At 70.5% G+C, this 16204-nt stretch carries 17 protein-coding genes; 12 read left to right on the top strand and 5 right to left on the bottom strand.

The window, feature by feature from the left end; genetic code table 11:
* Complete coding sequence (locus J2126_RS14030; protein WP_209487544.1) at positions 1 to 1011, bottom strand: tyrosine recombinase XerC; 1011 nt, start codon at positions 1009 to 1011, stop codon at positions 1 to 3.
* A gap of 239 nt (positions 1012 to 1250) precedes the next feature.
* On the opposite strand from J2126_RS14030, the gene J2126_RS14025 reads away from it, so the two are divergent.
* The 8 genes from J2126_RS14025 (at position 1251) to J2126_RS13990 (ending at position 9461) form a co-directional block, all read left to right on the top strand.
* Complete coding sequence (locus J2126_RS14025) at positions 1251 to 1856, top strand: PadR family transcriptional regulator (protein ID WP_209490169.1); 606 nt, start codon at positions 1251 to 1253, stop codon at positions 1854 to 1856.
* A 167-nt stretch (positions 1857 to 2023) separates the two neighbouring features.
* Positions 2024 to 2293, top strand: a complete 270-nt coding sequence (locus tag J2126_RS14020) for a helix-turn-helix domain-containing protein (protein ID WP_209487543.1) — start codon at positions 2024 to 2026, stop codon at positions 2291 to 2293.
* Between the two features lies 1 nt (position 2294).
* Positions 2295 to 4316 carry a hydrogenase 4 subunit B gene (gene hyfB / locus J2126_RS14015; RefSeq protein ID WP_209487542.1) on the top strand — a complete coding sequence of 674 codons (2022 nt, stop codon included), beginning with the start codon at positions 2295 to 2297 and terminating at the stop codon, positions 4314 to 4316.
* Positions 4313 to 5260, top strand: a complete 948-nt coding sequence (locus tag J2126_RS14010) for a respiratory chain complex I subunit 1 family protein (protein WP_432445331.1) — start codon at positions 4313 to 4315, stop codon at positions 5258 to 5260. The genes hyfB and J2126_RS14010 overlap by 4 nt, the downstream gene beginning before the upstream one ends.
* Entirely contained in the window at positions 5260 to 5985 is a 726-nt protein-coding gene (locus tag J2126_RS14005) for a hydrogenase-4 component E (protein ID WP_245327330.1), read from the top strand. Before J2126_RS14010 ends, J2126_RS14005 begins: the two co-directional genes overlap by 1 nt.
* Entirely contained in the window at positions 5982 to 7427 is a 1446-nt protein-coding gene (locus J2126_RS14000; RefSeq protein WP_209487540.1) for a hydrogenase 4 subunit F, read from the top strand. The genes J2126_RS14005 and J2126_RS14000 overlap by 4 nt, the downstream gene beginning before the upstream one ends.
* A gap of 9 nt (positions 7428 to 7436) precedes the next feature.
* Positions 7437 to 8939, top strand: coding sequence for a nickel-dependent hydrogenase large subunit (locus J2126_RS13995; RefSeq protein WP_209487539.1), 1503 nt, complete (start codon positions 7437 to 7439; stop codon positions 8937 to 8939).
* 9 nt (positions 8940 to 8948) lie between these two features.
* Positions 8949 to 9461, top strand: coding sequence for an NADH-quinone oxidoreductase subunit B family protein (locus tag J2126_RS13990; RefSeq protein WP_209487538.1), 513 nt, complete (start codon positions 8949 to 8951; stop codon positions 9459 to 9461).
* Positions 9462 to 9467: 6 nt separating this feature from the next.
* On the opposite strand, the gene J2126_RS13985 is transcribed toward J2126_RS13990, so the two are convergent.
* Both J2126_RS13985 and J2126_RS13980 read right to left on the bottom strand, forming a co-directional pair.
* Positions 9468 to 10157, bottom strand: coding sequence for a class I SAM-dependent methyltransferase (locus tag J2126_RS13985; protein ID WP_209487537.1), 690 nt, complete (start codon positions 10155 to 10157; stop codon positions 9468 to 9470).
* Positions 10118 to 10537: an EVE domain-containing protein gene (locus tag J2126_RS13980; RefSeq protein ID WP_209487536.1), complete on the bottom strand. Its 420-nt coding sequence runs from the start codon at positions 10535 to 10537 to the stop codon at positions 10118 to 10120. Before J2126_RS13980 ends, J2126_RS13985 begins: the two co-directional genes overlap by 40 nt.
* A 151-nt stretch (positions 10538 to 10688) precedes the next feature.
* Here J2126_RS13980 and J2126_RS13975 point away from each other — a divergent pair, with 151 nt between their 5' ends.
* Both J2126_RS13975 and J2126_RS13970 read left to right on the top strand, forming a co-directional pair.
* A complete protein-coding gene (locus tag J2126_RS13975) occupies positions 10689 to 10988 on the top strand; it encodes an antibiotic biosynthesis monooxygenase family protein (protein WP_209487535.1) in 300 nt (99 codons plus the stop codon).
* Between the two features lie 184 nt (positions 10989 to 11172).
* Positions 11173 to 11922, top strand: a complete 750-nt coding sequence (locus J2126_RS13970; protein ID WP_209487534.1) for a YkgJ family cysteine cluster protein — start codon at positions 11173 to 11175, stop codon at positions 11920 to 11922.
* A 258-nt stretch (positions 11923 to 12180) separates the two neighbouring features.
* On the opposite strand, the gene J2126_RS13965 is transcribed toward J2126_RS13970, so the two are convergent.
* Entirely contained in the window at positions 12181 to 13164 is a 984-nt protein-coding gene (locus J2126_RS13965) for an NAD(P)H-dependent glycerol-3-phosphate dehydrogenase (RefSeq protein WP_348634305.1), read from the bottom strand.
* Between the two features lie 3 nt (positions 13165 to 13167).
* The gene (tsaD, locus tag J2126_RS13960) at positions 13168 to 14229 is read right to left on the bottom strand and encodes a tRNA (adenosine(37)-N6)-threonylcarbamoyltransferase complex transferase subunit TsaD (protein WP_209490165.1); all 1062 of its coding nucleotides are present in this window, start codon (positions 14227 to 14229) and stop codon (positions 13168 to 13170) included.
* A 141-nt stretch (positions 14230 to 14370) separates the two neighbouring features.
* Between tsaD and hemC the strand changes: the two genes are divergently transcribed.
* Together hemC and J2126_RS13950 are read left to right on the top strand one after the other, a co-directional pair.
* Positions 14371 to 15303 (top strand): hydroxymethylbilane synthase, encoded by a 933-nt coding sequence (gene hemC / locus J2126_RS13955; RefSeq protein WP_209487533.1) that lies wholly within the window; start codon positions 14371 to 14373, stop codon positions 15301 to 15303.
* Positions 15304 to 15415: 112 nt separating this feature from the next.
* A complete protein-coding gene (locus J2126_RS13950; protein WP_209487532.1) occupies positions 15416 to 16114 on the top strand; it encodes a uroporphyrinogen-III synthase in 699 nt (232 codons plus the stop codon).
* Positions 16115 to 16204: the final 90 nt, after the last annotated feature.

Below are 16204 nucleotides of genomic sequence, written 5' to 3'. Positions count from 1 at the left end.
TCAGCTCCCCGTTTGCGCGCGAGGGGATTGCGCGCGTGCCCTGGGATGCGCGGCGCGCCAGGCGTTCATGAGGGCCGCCGCATCCACCTGCGTGTAGATCTGCGTGGTGGAAAGCGAGGCGTGCCCGAGCAATTCCTGGATCGCGCGCAGGTCGCCGCCGCGCGACAGGAGATGGGTGGCGAAGGAGTGGCGCAGCGCATGGGGCGTCGCGCTGTCGGGAAGCCCCAGCACGCCGCGCATCCGCTCCACCGCCAATTGCACGATGCGCGGCGAAAGCGGCCCGCCCCGCGCGCCGCGGAACAGCGGCTTGTCCGGCGCCAGCGCATAGGGGCAGAGCGCGCGGTAGGCCTCCACCGCCGTGAGCACGGGGGCGATCAGCGGCACCATGCGCGTCTTGTTGCCCTTGCCGGTGACCGTGATCTGCGTCGTGCCCGGCGCGAGCGTGCCCGCCGTGAGACCCAGCGCCTCGGAAATGCGCAGGCCCGCGCCGTAGAGGAGGGTGATCACCGCCGCATCCCGCGCCAGCACCCATTGCTCGCGCGCCTCCCCGGCCCGTGTGTCGGGATCGGAAAGCGCGCGGGCGGCGGTGACGGAGACGGGCTTCGGCAGGCCTTTCGGCACCTTCGGCGCGCGCACCGCCGTGAGCGCACCGACCTTGCCCTGCCCTTCCCGCTCCAGATGCCGGCCGAACGACCGCGCGGCGGCGAGCAGGCGCACCAACGTGCGCGGCGCCACGCCCTCCGCGCGACGCGAGGCGAGCACGGCGCGCACGTCCGCCGGGGTGAGCGCCGCGAGGTCGGCGAGCGTCGGGCGGCGGCCGAGGTGGTCCGTGAGCCGCAGCAGAACGACGGAGAGATCGCGCGCATAGGCCTCCAGCGTCTTGGCCGAGAGGCGGCGCTCATGGGCGAGCCGGGCCAGCCAGCCCTCCACCGCCTCCGCCACATCCGGCGCGGCGGCGGAGGCGAGGCCGTGGGCGGCGCGGGCGGCTCGGTCCTGATCGGTCATGGCCATAAGGGAACACTCCGGCGATCCGGCCGATCCTGCAAGCGCGGGCCTTCAGAAAGCCTGAACGGAATTTTCGGAAGGCCCCCTTGCGTGTCAGATATATCGAACGATATAACCATCGTCGCTATATCTAACGACATATCTAAGGAGACTTCCGAATGTTCGGATGCAAACGAGACTGGCGGGACGCCCGCCGTGGCCGCGGCTTTGGCGGCGAAATGGGCGGTGAGTTCGGCCGCCGCGAGATGGCAGAGCATGAGTTCGCCGGCCATGGCCATGGCGAGTTCGGCGGCCATCGTGGCGGCGGCGGACCGGGTGGGCGCGGCGGGCGCGGCGGCGGCGACATGTTCCGCATCGGCCGCATGCTGGCGCAGGGCGACCTCAAGCTTCTGGCGCTTTCGCTCATCGCCGAGCAGCCGCGCCACGGCTACGAGATCATCAAGCTGATCGAGGAGAAAACCGCCGGCTGGTATTCGCCGAGCCCGGGCGTGGTCTATCCCACCCTCACCTTCCTTGAGGAGGCGGGCTACGTGACCGCCGAGGCGGATGGCTCCAAGAAGCGCTACACCATCACCGAGGAAGGCCGCGCCTATCTCGCCGAGAACCGCGACTTCGCCGACGCCATCATCGGCCGGCTGTCCGAGATCGGCCTCAAGATGGGCCGGGTGAAGAAGTGGATGGGCTGGAGCGAGAACGGCCCGAGCCACGGCGCCGAATTGCCCCGGCTGGTGGAGGCCGCGCTGGAGAATTTGCGCGACGTGACCCGCGAGAAGCTGGAGCAGAACCGCGGCGCCGAGACACGGATCGTCGAGATCCTCGCCCGCGTGGCCAACGACATCCGCGAGGCGTGAGCCTCGCAAGGAGGGCGGGCGCCGACCCCCTGCGCCCGCCCTTGCGCTCGCCCCTGCGCTCGCCTTGGCGGTAGTATGATGTTTTAAACATCACTAATAATGCTTGATCGCTTAATAGACCGGGTGTAAGCAGCATTAGTCACGCTTTACACCTGCTGTTGACGATCATGATCACTGCCGCCCAGCTCCGTGCCGCCCGCGCCATTCTCGGCCTCGACCAGCGCGCCCTTGCCGGCCTGTGCGGCCTCTCGCTCCCCACCATCCAGCGTATGGAAGCCAGCGACGGCGTGATCCGCGGCAATGTGGATTCGCTGATGAAGCTGGTGGGCGCGCTTGATGTCGCCGGCGTCGATCTCATCGGCGAAGGCGCGGTGAGCGACGGCGGCGGACGGGGCGTGCGCCTCAAGGCGCCGGCCCACCGGCCATCGGGGGACTGAGATGGCCCTCGCCCCCACGGTCCAGCTTCTCGCCGCTCTTTCTGCGGTTGCCGTGCTGCTGGTGCTGGCGGCGGGCGGGGTGCTGCTCGCGCGCGGGCCTTACGGGCGAACGGTGGTCTATGGCGGCGCGCTGGTAGTGACGCTGCTTGCCGCCGCCTCGGCCCTTACCGCCATCGCCGCGCCCACGGGCGCCCTCGTGCTGCCTTTGGGCATTCCGTGGATCGGCGCGAACCTGCGGCTCGATGCGCTCTCCGCCGTCTTCCTCTTCGTGGTGAATCTCGGCGGCGCGGCGGCGAGCCTCTACGGCCTCGGCTACGGCCGGCACGACCACGCGCCGGAGCGGGTGCTGCCGTTTTTCCCCGCCTTCCTCGCCGGCATGAGCCTCGTGCCGCTGGCGGCGGATGCCTACACCTTCCTCCTCGCGTGGGAATTCATGTCGCTGGCCTCGTGGGCGCTGGTGGTGTCCCACGACAAGGAGGCCGGCAACGTGCAGGCGGGCCTCGTCTATATCCTTATGGCCTCCTTCGGCACGCTGGCGCTGATGCTGGCGTTCGGGCTTCTCGCGGCGGGCGGCGGGGGCTTCACCTTCGAGGCCATGCGGGCCGCGCCCCCCACCGGCTGGGCCGAGGCGGTGGTGCTGGCGCTGGCGATGCTTGGCGCAGGATCGAAGGCCGGCCTCGTGCCGCTGCACGTCTGGCTGCCCCTCGCCCACCCCGCCGCGCCGAGCCATGTCTCCGCGCTGATGAGCGGGGTGATGACGAAGGTCGCCGTCTACGGCTTCATCCGCATCGTGTTCGATCTCGCCGGCCCGCCGGACTGGTGGTGGGGCATTCCGGTGATCGTCGCGGGCGCCATCGCCGGCGTGGTCGGCGTGCTGCAGGCGCTGCTGCAGAGCGACACCAAGCGCGTGCTCGCCTTCTCCACCATCGAGAATATCGGCCTCATCTTCGTCGGCCTCGGCCTCGCCCTCGCCTTCAAGGCCTCGGGCTTCGGCGGGGCGGCGGCGCTGGCCTTCACCGCGGCGCTGTTCCACGTGTTCAACCACGCGGCCATGAAGAGCCTGCTCTTCTTCGGCGCCGGCGCGGTGCTCACCGCCACCGGATCGCGGGTGATGGACCGCCTCGGCGGGCTCATCCACCGCATGCCCGTCACCTCGGTGGCCATGCTCATCGGCGCGGCCGCCATCTCCGCTCTGCCGCCGCTCAACGGCTTCGCCTCCGAATGGCTGGTGTTCCAGGCCATCCTACTCAGCCCCGAGCTGCCGGCCTGGGGCCTGAAGCTCGCGGTGCCCGCGGCCGGCGCCCTGCTGGCGCTGGCGGCGGCGCTGGCGGCGGCGTGCTTCGTGCGGCTCTACGGCATCGTCTTCCTCGGCCGCGCGCGCAGCGATGAGGCGGCAAACGCCCATGAGGTGGACGCCTTCTCCCGCGCGGCGATGCTCGCCCTCGCAGCCATCTGCGTTCTCGCCGGCCTGTTCCCCGGCCTCGTCATCGATGCGCTGCAGCCGGCGGTGACGGCGCTGGTCGGGGTGAGGATGCCGGCGCAAAGCGAGGTGGCGTGGCTCTCCATCGTGCCGGTGGCGGAAAGCCGATCGTCCTATAACGGCCTCCTCGTCTTCCTCTTCATCGCCTCCTCGGCGCTGCTGTCGGCCTTCGTCATCCACCGGCTCGCCACCGGCGCGGTGCGCCGCGCGCCGCCGTGGGACTGCGGCTTTCCCAATGCCGATCCGGTGACGCAATATTCCGCCGGCTCGTTCGCCCAGCCGATCCGCCGGGTGTTCGCCCGCTCCCTGTTCGCCGCCCGCGAACGGGTGGAGATGCCGCCGCCGGGCTCGCTCGCCCCGGCGCGCATCGAGATCACCGCCCGCGATCCCGCCTGGGCCTTCCTGTTCCTGCCGCTGGCCGGGCTGGTGGAGCGCATCGCGACGCGGGCCAACCGCCTGCAATATCTCACCATCCGCCAGTATCTGGCGCTGGTGTTCGGCGCCCTCGTCCTCCTGCTCCTGGTGCTGGCACTATGGACATGATGGCCAACCTTCTGGTGCAGGGCACCCAGATGCTGCTGGTGCTGGCGCTGGCGCCGCTGCTCACCGGCCTCGTGCGCAAGGTGAAGGCGCGCCTCACGCGGCGGCGCGGCGCCTGCGTGTTCCAGCCCTACCGCGACCTCGCGCGGCTCCTGAACAAGGAGGCGGTGCTGGCCCACAACGCCTCCTGGCTGTTCCGCGCCGTGCCCTACCTCCTCTTCGCGGCGACGTGGGTGGCGGCGGCGCTGGTGCCCACCTTCGGCACCGGGCTCATCTTCTCCTGGTCGGCGGACCTCATCGTCATCACCGCCCTGCTCGGCTCGGCCCGCTTCTTCCTCGCGCTGGCGGGCATGGACGTGGGCACCAGCTTCGGCGGCATCGGATCGAGCCGGGAGGTGATGATCTCCTCCCTCGCCGAGCCGGCGATGATCATGATCGTCTTCTCCCTCGCCCTCGTCGCCCAGTCCACCCAGCTCTCCACCATCGCCTCGGTGATGGTGGCCGGCGTCGGCCTGCGCGTGTCGCTGGCGCTGGCGCTGGTGGCGCTCGCCATCGTCGCGGTGGCGGAGAACGGGCGCATCCCGGTGGACAATCCCGCCACCCATCTGGAGCTGACCATGGTCCATGAGGCCATGGTGCTGGAATATTCCGGCCGCCACCTCGCGCTCATCGAGCTGGCCGCGCAGCTGAAGCTGCTCCTCTTCCTCTCCCTCGTCGCCTGCGTGTTCGTGCCGTGGGGGCTGGCGCCGGCCGGGGCCGGGGCGGGCGCGCTGGTGCTCGGCATGGCGAGCTATGGCGCGAAGCTCGCGGCGGGGGCGGTGCTGCTCGCCATGTTCGAGACATCCATCGCGAAAATGCGGGTGTTCCGCGTGCCGGACTTCCTCGGCGCCGCTTTGATGCTGGGGCTGCTCGGCACGCTGCTCCTGTTCGTGTCGAGGATGCTCTGATGGACCGCGCGCTCGCCCTCCCGCACGGCTCGGCCCTCGACGCCGCTTTGTCCGCAAGCCTCGTGTTCGACGTGGCGCACCTGTTCGCCGGCGCGCTGGTGCTCATCAGCTTCCTGATGCTCTATCAGGATCGGCTCTATGCCCTCCTGAAAGTGTTCGCCCTGCAGGCGGTGGTGCTCGCCCTCTCCGTGGGCTGGCAGGCGCTGGCGCAGGATGCGCCGCACCTTTATGTCACCGCCGCCATCGCCCTCGTGTTCAAGGCGATGGTGATCCCGCTGGCGCTGGCGCGCATGGTCAAGCGCCTCGGCATCCACCGGCAGGTGGAGACGGTGGTTTCCATCGGCCCCACCATGCTCGCCGGCATCGCCCTTGTGGCACTCTCCCTCGTGGTCATGCTGAAGGCCACCGCCGACGTGGGCGGCGCGGCGGATGCGCTGGCGCGGGAAGACCTCGCCTTCGCTTTGTCCGTGGTGCTGCTCGGCCTCCTGATGATGGTGACGCGGCGCAACGCCGTCAGTCAGGTCATCGGCTTCATGTCGCTGGAGAACGGGCTCATCCTTGCCGCCACCGGCGCCAAGGGGATGCCGTTGGTGGTGGAGATTTCCGTCGCCTTCTCGGTGCTCATCGCGCTCATCGTCATCGGCATCTTCCTGTTCCGCATCCGCGAGCGGTTCGACACCGTGGACGTGGATGCCCTCGACCGCTTCCGGGGAGGGCGCGCATGAGCCTCCTCTCAGACCCCGCCCCCCTCCTCGTCGCGGTACCCGCCATGAGCGCGGTGCTGCTGGCGCTGGTGCCTTCCTATCGCGTGGGCGCGCTCCTCAATGTGGCGGCCTGCGGCCTCACCTTCGCGCTGGCGCTGCTGCTGCTCGGCGCGCCGCGGATCGCCGGGCCGTTCCTCATCGTGGACGATCTCAATATCGTCTTCGTGGTGTTGAACACCTTCGTCGCCTTCACCACCGCGTGGTTTTCCGCCGGCTACATCGCCCATGAGCTGGAGACGGGGCGGCTCACGCCGCTCAATTTGCGCTTCTACCACGCCATGTATCAGGTGCTGCTCGGCGCCATGACGCTGGCGCTCTTGTCCAACAATCTCGGCGTCATGTGGGTGGCCATCGAAGTGGCGACGCTCACCACCGTGCTCATGGTCGGCCTCTACCGCACCGAGGCCGCCATCGAGGCGGCGTGGAAATATTTCATGCTCGGCTCGGTGGGCATCGCGCTCGCGTTGTTCGGCACCATCCTCGTCTACATGGTGGCGCAGCCCGTCGTGGGCGAAGGCGCGGGCGGCATGATCTGGAGCGTGCTGATGAAGCGGGCGCGGGATTTCGACCCCGCGCTGCTCAATGTCGCCTTCGTCTTCCTGCTGCTCGGCTACGGCACCAAGGTGGGCCTCGCGCCGCTCCATGCCTGGCTGCCGGATGCGCATTCCGAAGGCCCCACCCCCATCTCGGCGGTGCTGTCGGGCCTGCTGCTCAACGTGGCGCTGTTCGCGGTGCTGCGCTTCAAGTCGCTGCTCGCCGCCCATCCCGGCACGCTGGCGCCGGGGCCGCTGATGATGGCCATGGGCCTCGGCTCCCTGCTGCTCGCCGGCTTCATGCTGTACCGGCGGCGCGACATCAAACGCCTGTTCGCCTATTCCTCCATCGAGCACATGGGCATCATCGCCTTCGCCTTCGGGCTCGGCGGGCCGCTGGCGAATTTCGCCGGGCTGCTGCACATGACCATGCACAGCCTCACGAAATCCGCCATCTTCTTCGCCGTAGGCCACGCCTGTCAGGTGAAGGGCACGCAAGAGCTGGCGAAGATCCGGGGTCTCACCACCTCCCACCCGCTGCTGGGCTGGAGCCTCGTCGCCGGCGTCGTCGCCATCGCCGGCCTGCCGCCGTCCGGGGTGTTCATGAGCGAGTTTCTGGTGGTGACGAGCGCGTTTGCCGCCCGGCCGTGGCTGGCGCTGATCCTCGTCCTCGGGCTGCTGACTGCTTTCGGGGCGCTGATGGTGAAGCTTTCCGGCATCGCCTTCGGCGAGCCGAGCCCGGGCACCGATCCGGTGAAGGCGAGCTATGTGCCCATGGGCGTGCACCTCGCTCTGGTCTTCGCCGCCGGGCTCTACCTGCCGCCGGAGCTGGTCGCGTGGTTCCGCCACGTGGCCGCGGTGCTGGGCTAGGAGGGCGGCATGGTCAACCTCTCCGATCTCTTCGCCCGCAACGGCTCCGCCTGCCGCCCTTGGCCGCGCGTGAGCGTGAACGAGGCAGAATGGTCCGCCCTCTGCGCGGAACTGGCCGCCGGCCGGCTCACCCTCTCCGCTCTGTTCGGCGACAGCGCCACCGTCCACATGGCGCTGCTGGACGAGGCGACCGGCCGCCTCGCCCTCGCGAGCCTCCCCTGCCCCGCCGGGGCTTTTCCCTCCGTCGCCCGCCACCACCCGCCCGCCGCACGGCTGGAGCGGACCATCCGCGATCTCTTCGGCCTGACGCCCGTGGGCGCGCCGGATGATCGCCCGTGGCTCGACCACGCCCGCTGGGGCGTGCGTGCGCCGCTCGGCGCCGCCAGTCCCGATGCGGGCGCGGGCGCGGCCTATACGGTGCTGCCGGTAGAAGGCGAGGGCGTTCACCAGATCCCCGTCGGCCCCGTCCATGCCGGCATCATCGAGCCCGGCCATTTCCGCTTCTCCGCCTATGGCGAGACGGTGGTGCGGCTGGAGGAGCGTCTCGGCTATGTCCACAAGGGCACGGAAGGCCTGATGGCCGGCCGCACGCCGGAGGAGGCCGCCCGCATCGCCGGGCGCCATTCCGGCGACGCCACCGTAGCCTATGCGCTCGCCTTCTGCCGCGCCGTGGAAGCCGCGCGCGGCGTCGCCATCCCGGAGCGCGCCCATGCCTTGCGCGGGCTGATGGCGGAGCTGGAGCGCCTCGCCAACCATCTCGGCGACATCGGCGCCATCTGCAACGATGCCGCCTTCGCGCTCATGCTCGCCCATTGCGGCGTGCTGCGCGAGCGCGTGCTGCGCGCCTCCGCCCGCGCCTTCGGCCACCGGCTGATGATGGACCGCGTGGTGCCCGGCGGCGTGGCGCAGGACATAACGGCGGAGGCCATCACCGGCGTGAAGGCCATGGTGGCCGAGGTGCGCCGCGCCTTCCCCGCCCTCGTCCGCCTCTATGACGAGACCGCCTCGCTGCAGGACCGCACGGTGGGCACCGGCTTCACCAAGCCTGAATACGTGCGCCAGTTCGGGGCCGGCGGCTTCGTCGGCCGCGCCTCCGGCCGGCCCTTCGATGCCCGCCGCGCCTTGCCCTATCCGCCCTACGACCGCCTGCCCTTCGAGGTGCCGGTGCGCACGGATGGCGACGTGAACGCCCGCGTGTGGGTGCGCATCCGCGAGGTGGAGGAGAGCCTCGGCCTCATCATCCGCCTCCTCGACACGCTGCCCAAAGGCGACATCCTCGTGCCCGTGCCGGCCGGCGGCGGCGAGGGGGTGGCGCTGGTGGAGAGCTTCCGCGGCGATGTCTTCGCCTTCGTGGCGCTGGCGGCCGACGGGCGCGTGCGACGGGCGCACCTGCGCGATCCCTCCTGGTTCCAGTGGCCGCTGCTGGAAACCGCCATCGAGGGCAACATCGTCGCCGACTTCCCCCTCTGCAACAAATCCTTCAACTGCTCCTATTCGGGCGTGGACTTATAGGGGCCGATGATGCGCAAGCTCCTGCTCCAGGGCCTGCTCAAGGCCCCGCTCACCGAAAAAGGCCCCGATGACGCGGCGGTGGAAGCGCTGGCGCGCGAGCTGGACGCCGCTGCCCGCGCCCGGCTGGGCCGCAGCCTGTCCATCCGCGAGGTGGATGCGGGCTCGTGCAACGGCTGCGAGCTGGAAATCCACGCGCTGGGCAATGCCTTCTACGATCTCGACCGCTTCGGCATCCGCTTCGTCGCCTCGCCCCGCCATGCGGACGTGCTGCTGGTGACCGGCCCGGTGGCGAAGAACATGGCCGAGGCGCTGAAGCGCACCTATGACGCGACGCCATCACCGAAATGGGTGGTGGCGGCCGGCGACTGCGCCATCAACGGCGGCCTCTTCGCCGGCAGCTATGCGGTGACCGACGGCGCCGCCGCCGTCATTCCGGTGGATTTGAAAATCCCCGGCTGCCCGCCGACGCCGGTGGACCTGCTGACGGGGCTTCTCGCGCTGCTGAGGGCGGGCAAGGCGTGAGGATCCTCACGCCGGCCGCCACACCGCCGTGCGCTTGATTTCCATGTCCTCCAGCTCCCGCGTCACCGGGACGGAATATTCGGCGAGCTTTTCCAGCCGGTCCTTGGGCAGATAGGTGCGGCCGGGGTCGCCGATGAGCACCGTGGCGCCGCGCCCGGCGAGGGCGAGGAGCCAGGCGAAGACTTTTTCCGCAAGGTCGCGCTCATAGGCGATGTCGCCGGCGAGCACCGTGTCCCAGCCGTCGTCCCGGCCGATGAGATCGTCCTGCACCGGCGTGAGCACGACGCCGTTGGCTTCCCCGTTGAGGGCGATGGCGGCCACCGCGAACGGGTCGATGTCGGCGCAGGAGACGGATGACGCCCCCGCCTTCATGGCGGCGATGCCCACCAGCCCGGAGCCGGACGCGAAATCCAGCACGCGCCGGCCACGAACCGTCTCCGGATGGTCCAGCACATGCCGGGCCAGCGCCTGCCCGCCGGCCCAGGCGAAGGCCCAGAAGGGCGGCGGCAGGCCGAGCTCGCCCAGTTCCTCCTCCGTGCGATGCCAGATGGGCACCGCCTCGTCGGCCACATGGAGCGAGATTTCCGGCACCAGTGGCACCGGCCGCAGGCGCGTCTCGGCGCGGATGAAGGCGGCCGGGTCGGTGATGGGGCGGCTCACCCCTTCACGCCGCCCATGGCGCAGACGAGGGCCCATTCCTCGTTCGTCACCGGCTGCACCGAGAGGCGGGAGAACTTCATCAGCGCCATTTCGGAGAGCCGCGGCTCGGCCTTCACGGCGGCGAGGGTGACGGGGGTCTTCAGCGGCTTCACCGCCTTGATGTCCACCATCACGAACTTGCCGGTGGGGTCGGAGGGGTCGGGGTAGGCCTCCTTGATGACCTCGACGATGCCGACGATCTCCTTGCCCTCGTTGGAATGGTAGAAGAAGCCGGTGTCGCCGATCTTCATGGCGAGCAGCTGCTGCTTGGCGAGGTGGTTGCGCACCCCGTCCCAATGGGTGCCCTTGGCGCCGGCCTTCACCTGCATCTCCCAGGACCATTTGAAGGGTTCGGACTTGTAGAGCCAGTGGGCCATGGCAATGCTCGCGCTCGCAATCGATGGGTCCGGATGTGCCGTGTCCCGCCTGTCTTGGCAAGGTTTCTTGTCACTTGCCTGAGACGCGCGAGGCCTTAATCTCCGCCGCCGACGGCGCGGACGGTCGCCGCATCTCATCAAGGAAGCGCACATGGTCTATGAGGTTGCCACGCTCGACATCAAGGAAGGCTCCGAGGCGGCCTTCGAGGCGGCGGTGAGGGAGGCGGCGCCCCACTTCCAGAAATCGCGCGGCTGCATCGGCATGTCGCTGGCGCGCGGCGTGGAGACCCCCACGCGCTATACCCTGCTGGTCACCTGGGAGAGCGTCGAGGATCACATGGTCCATTTCCGCAACTCGCCCGAGTTCCAGGAATGGCGCCGTCTCGTCAGCCCCTATTTCGCCAGCCCGCCGTCGGTGGAGCACACCACCGGCGTGGCGACCTACTTCTGATCGCCTGCTTCTGACGCCCCGCCCGCCCTCTCCGAACGGGGGGCGGGCGCTCTACGCGGTTTCCCGGACTTTTCGGCTATTCCCGATTGTACATAGCTTGTTCCATCTCAATGCTCCGGCTCCGGCTTTTGGCCAGCGTTCCGGTTCGCCCGTTTGGGGCGCGATGCATTTTTGGAGGCTTGCCGTGGCGATCGCTTCTGAGCCGGAGACCGCAGCCGACGGCCCCGCCGCCTTCTTCCGCGCCCAGCACGCCGCCTTCGGCGCGACGCTTCAGGCCCATGGCGGCTCGGCCGAGATCGTCGACCGCCTCTGGATGCAGGCCTTCTCCAGCTACGCGCACAATGTCACCGAGCAGACGAAGGATCTGCCGCCGCTCGCCTGCCACAAGGGCTGCGGCACCTGCTGCCGCATCCAGGTGGCGGCGACCATGCCCGAAGTGCTGATGGTGGCGCGCTATGTCCGCGCCATGGCCGAGGGCTTCCGCAAGGTGGGCATCGATCTTCCCGCCCGCCTCGCCGCCGCGCAGGGGGCGAACCCCGCCACCTCCGGCACCATGGCGCTGGGGGCCGAATGCCCCTTCCTCGCCGAGGGCATCTGCGTGATCTACCCGGTGCGGCCGCTCGCCTGTCGCGGCCACGTCTCGTTCGATGCGGCGGCCTGCATCGCCGCGCTGGAGGGGGAGGCGGACGAGGTGCCGGTCTCCGAATCCCACCGCACGGTGCGCGCGCTGGTGCAGGGGGCGCTGCAATCGGCCCTGCGCGATGCCGGCAAGCCTTGGGCGCTCTATGACCTCCTTGGCGCGCTCCGCATCGCGCTCGCCCACCCCGACGCCGAAGGCGCCTTCCGCGCTGGCGCGGACGTGCTCGACCCCGCCATCATTTCCCATGTGAGCCGCGCGGAGATGGGCCGGACATTCGACCGGCTGAAGACCTGAAGCCCGCGCGGCGCCTGAGCGAAGGCAGCGCGCAAAGCCCGCGCGGCTTCATCCCCTCTGTCATCGCCCGCCTTGTGCGGGCGATCCACCGAGACGCCAGAAGAGTGCCCGGCCTGCGAGAACCGGACGCGCGGATGGGTGGATCCCCCGGACGAGCCGGGGGATGACGCTTGTGAAGGGGCGATGACGCGGGGAGCAGCGAGCCGGGGGATGACGGCTGTGAGAGGCGGCACGGGCTCCGGCCTCCCCCCCTTTCGCTCACTCCGCCCGCTGCGGCCGGGCCATCAGCGCCTCGATGGCGCCGTCGATGCCGAGGCGGCCGGCGAGCACGGCGTCCACGGCGGCGCTGACGGGAACATCCACGCCCTTGGCCGCCGCCATCTCCACCAGCACGCTGGCGGTGAAGGCGCCTTCCGCGAGCTTGCCCGCGCCCGCCTCCCCCGCCCCCAGCGCGCGGCCGAAGGCGAAGTTGCGCGATTGCGGGCCGGAGGTGGTGAGGATGAGGTCGCCGAGGCCCGAGAGGCCGGTGATGGTCTCCGGCCGGGCGCCGTAGGCGGCGCCGAAGCGCATCAGTTCGGCAAAGCCCCGCGCCACCAGAGCGGCGGCGGCGCTGGCCCCCAGTTTGCGCCCGGCGACGATACCGGCAGCGATCGCCAGCACATTCTTCGCCGCCCCGCCGATCTCGGCGCCGCGCACATCGGTGGAATGATAGAGCCGCAGGGTGGAGGAGCCCAGCGCCTGGGCGAGATCCTTCGCCAGCATGCCGTCCCGCGCCGCCAGCGTCACCGCCGTGGGCAGGCCGGCCGCGACATCGCTTGCGAAGCTCGGGCCGGAGAGCACGGCGGGCAGCGCCCCGGGCAGCGCCTCGGCGATCACATCGCTCATGAAGGCGCGGGTGCCGCGCTCGATGCCCTTGGCGCAGGAGATGACCGGCATCCCGGCCCGCACGCGGCTTCCCAGATGGCCCAGCGCCTCGCGGCAGGCCTGCGCCGGCACCACCAGCAGCACGGCGTCGCAATCGGCAATCAGATCGAGGTCGGAGACCGGCGAGACGGCGGGATCGAGGGCGATGCCCGGCAGATCGGCCCGGTTCTCGCGGGCCGCCGCCATGTCGGCCATCGCCCCAGCATCGCGGCCCCACAGCACCACCTCGCGGCCGGCACGGGCGGCGGCGTTGGCGAGGGCGGTGCCCCAGGCGCCCGCCCCCATCACGCCGATGCGGCGAAAGCTGGAACCCGACACCGTTCAGGCCCGCGCGGTGGCAGAGGCGGCGGCCGCCGGATCGAGCGGCCAGCGGGCGCGCGGGCTCACGTCGAGCCGGTCCCGGATGCCACGGGCGAGGCGCTCGGCCCCGGCCCAGGCGATCATGGCGCCATTGTCGGTGCACAGCACCGGGGCCGGCATGGCGAAGCGGGTGTTCAGCTCGGCCGCCACCTTGGCGAGGCTTTCGCGGATCATGCCGTTGGCGGCGACGCCGCCGGCGACCACCAAAGCAGTCGGGCCACGCCCCAGCCGGTCACGGAAGGCGCGGGCGCCGGCGCGCACGCGGTCGGCGATCACCTCCACCACCGCGGCCTGGAAGCTGGCGCAGAGGTCCGCCACGTCCTCGTCGGAGAGGGGTGCCAGGCGGTCCGCCTCCAGCCGCACCGCGGTCTTGAGGCCGGAGAGGGAGAAATCGGGCTCGCGCCGGCCCAGGAGCGGGCGCGGGAAGGGGAAGCGGGCGGAATAGCCGTGCTTGGCCTGTTCCTCCACCTGCGGGCCGCCCGGATAGGGCAGGCTCAGCATCTTCGCCACCTTGTCGAAGGCCTCGCCCACCGCGTCGTCCAAGGTGGTCCCCAGACGGGTGTATTTGCCCACATCCTCGATGGCGAGGAGCTGGGTGTGGCCGCCGGAGACGAGCAGCAGCAGATAGGGGAAGGCGACGCCATCGGTGAGGCGGGCGGTCAGCGCATGAGCTTCCAGATGGTTCACCGCCACCAGCGGCTTCTTGGCGGCGAGCGCGATGGCCTTGGCCGTGGTGAGGCCGACGATGACCCCGCCGATGAGGCCGGGACCGGCCGCCGCCGCGATGCCCGAAAGTTCGGAATAATCCACGCCCGCCTGCCGCATGGCCTCGGCGATCACATGGTCCAGCACCTCCACATGGGCGCGCGCGGCGATCTCCGGCACCACGCCGCCATAGGGCGAGTGGATCTCCACCTGCGAGCGGATGACGTTGGAGCGGATGTCCGACGCGCCAGAGGGCGAGCGCGTCACCACCGCGGCGGACGTCTCGTCGCACGTGGTCTCGATGCCGAGCACCATCAGGTCGGGCAAACTCTCATCCTCCCAAGGGCGCGCGGGCCAGATTGCGCGCCGCCATTGCGCTGCGCCGCAACGCCGCCTATCCCGTTTCGAATCCCTCGCGCATTCTACGCATCCCTGAACGAGAATACGAAATTGGAAGAAATGTCCGGCGGAAATTCTCCAATCCTGCGCATCGGCACCCGTGGCAGCCCGCTCGCTCTGTGGCAGGCCCATGCGGTGCAGGCGGCGCTGGCCGCGGCGCTGAAGGTTGAGCCGGCTCAGGTCGCCATCGAGGTCATCCGCACCACCGGCGACCAGATCCAGGACCGGGCGCTGTCCGAGGCCGGCGGCAAGGGGCTCTTCACCAAGGAGCTTGAGGAAGCGCTGCTGGACGGCCGCGTGGACCTCGCCGTGCATTCCGCCAAGGACGTGGCGACCTATCTGCCCGAGGGCCTGCACCTCGCCGGATACCTGCCGCGCGCCGACGTGCGCGATGCGCTGATCCTGAAGTCCGGCGCCGGCCTCGCCGATCTGCCGGCGGGCGCGCGGGTCGGCACGGCCTCGCTCCGGCGCGAGGCGCAATTGCGGCGCCTGCGGCCGGACCTCAAGGTCGAACTGCTGCGCGGCAACGTCCACACCCGCCTCGCGCGGGTGAAGGACGGGGATTTCGACGGCACGCTTCTCGCGCTCGCCGGCCTCACCCGCCTCGGCCTCGCCGATGTGGCGAGCGCGGTGCTGGCGACCTCGGACTTCCTGCCGGCGGTGGGTCAGGGGGCGGTGGCCATTGAATGCCGGGTGAATGATCCTGCCACCAACGCCGCCATCGCCGCCGTCGCCTGCCGCGACACCGGCATCGCGCTCGCCGCCGAACGGGCTTTCCTGACCGCCCTCGACGGCTCCTGCCGCACCCCCATCGCCGGGCTCGCCAAGGTGGAGGGCGATCAGGTGCGCCTCTCCGGCCTCGTCATGACGCCCGATGGCGCGGACGCGGCGGAAGCCTCCGGCGCCGCTCCCATCGCGGACGCGGCGGCGCTGGGCACGGCGCTCGGCACCGAGCTGCGCGCCAGCGCCCCGGCCAGGGCGCTGGGATTGTGAGTTGCCGGCGCGGCCCTTGCCGCGTCCTGTTTTTCAGCGCGGCGGCCCTCGTGTCTGGCTACCGCGTCTGGCCGTTGTTCCGCCCCGTTCTTCCGTTCGATTGATTGCTGAGATGCATGTTCTCGTCACCAGGCCGCTACCGGCGGCGCACCAGACCGCCAAGCGCCTCAAGGCGCTGGGGCATGAGGTGACCGTCGATCCCATGCTGCGGATCGGCCCCACCGGGACACCGTTGCCGGATCGCGTCTTCGATGCGGTGGCCTTTACCTCCATCAACGGGGTGACGGCCTTCGCCGCCGATCCGGACAGCAGGCGCTTCCTGCATCTGCCCGCCTTCGCGGTGGGGCCGCGCACGGCGAAGGAGGCCCGCGCGGTCGGCTTCGACCAGGTGACGGACTGCGACGGCGACGCCACGGCCCTCGCCGGACGCATCGCTGCGGTCCTTCCTTCTGGCGCGCGGGTGCTGAATCCGGCCGGCGAGGACCGCGCGGCCGATCTCGCCGGGCTCCTGGCGGCGCCGGGCATTTCATTGGAACTTGCCATCGTCTATGCGGCCGAGCCGGCGGATGCCCTCTCCGATGACGCACGCGCGGCGCTGGCGAGCGGAACCGTGACGGCAGCGCTGCACTTCTCTCAGCGAACGGTGAAGACACTGCTGCGGTGCGTTGCCGCCGCCGGGCTTAACGACACGTTGACCGGTGTGCGGGAACTGTGCCTCTCCGAGCAGGTGGCCGAGCCGTTCATCCGCAGGGGGCTGGCGGTGGAGGTTGCCGCCGCGCCCAATGAGGACGCACTGTTCGCGCTGCTGTGACGCGGCTGTGAGGGACGGGGGCGGGCGGCGCGGTTGCGGCCCGGCTCCGGCCGGTCTATCCCGGTCCCGACGACGGGTCCGAACCCAATA

Origin of the sequence: Xanthobacter flavus, from assembly GCF_017875275.1 — a bacterium.
GTDB classification, from domain to species: domain Bacteria; phylum Pseudomonadota; class Alphaproteobacteria; order Rhizobiales; family Xanthobacteraceae; genus Xanthobacter; species Xanthobacter flavus_A.
Note: the sequence above shows the minus strand (reverse complement) of the source record. Positions and strands in the feature narration are given on the sequence as shown.